This window comes from Flavobacterium soyae, assembly GCF_021245985.1.
In the GTDB taxonomy this organism is placed as follows: Bacteria; Bacteroidota; Bacteroidia; order Flavobacteriales; family Flavobacteriaceae; genus Flavobacterium; species Flavobacterium soyae.
The window spans coordinates 1-794 of sequence record NZ_JAJQXA010000037.1; the positions used below are offsets into that span (position 1 = coordinate 1).

A 794-nucleotide genomic window follows, 5' to 3' on the forward strand; every position below is an offset into this window, starting at 1 on the left:
AACGTCTAAATGGGCAGATTAAAGAAATTTTCACCCAAATTGTCCTTTTGTTGGAAAGGGAGGGCATCGTAAGCCTTAAGACTGCCTTTGTTGACGGTACAAAGATCGAAGCCAATGCCAACCGTTATACTTTTGTGTGGGGAAAGGCTATTAAAAAGAGTAAAGAACGTATTGAACAACAATTGGAAGAACTTTGGCATTATGCACAGAGTGTAGCCAAAGAAGAACTTAAAAATACAGAATCTGTTGATTTTGCATCCATTGACGCAGAAAAAGTAGAAGCTGCCATCAACAAGATCAATGCAGTTTTGAAAGAGAAAAAAGTTCCTTCGAAAGTACGCCAGAAGCTTAATTATGCCAAAAAGAACTGGCCAAAGAACCTTGAAAAGTATGAACAGCAAGAAGAAATTCTTCAAAACAGAAACTCATTTTCCAAGACTGATACCGATGCCACTTTTATGCGTATGAAAGAGGACCATATGCTGAACGGCCAATTAAAACCGGCTTACAATCTGCAGATCAGCACCAATAAGCAGTTTATCCTGCACTACAGCCTGCATCCGAATCCCACCGACACCAAAACACTTATCCCGCATATTGATAGTTTTGAGAGTTCATACAAAAAAGTTCCCAAAGAGTTAGTTGCCGATGCTGGCTATGGTTCGCAGGAAAACTACAACTTGTTAAAAGCCAGAAAAATAAAAGCCTTTGTTAAGTATAATTATTTTGACAGAGACTGCAAGACCAAACAGGTAACCGCCTCGCAAAACAATCCTGAACTGGCCAAAATAAGG

General features: G+C 39.4%; 1 protein-coding gene. It reads left to right on the top strand.

Going from position 1 to position 794, the window contains the following annotated elements; genetic code table 11:
- Positions 1 to 50: 50 nt before the first annotated feature.
- A partial coding sequence (locus tag LUU93_RS21475) for a transposase (RefSeq protein WP_232683218.1) occupies positions 51 to 794 on the top strand: 744 nt, incomplete at its 3' end.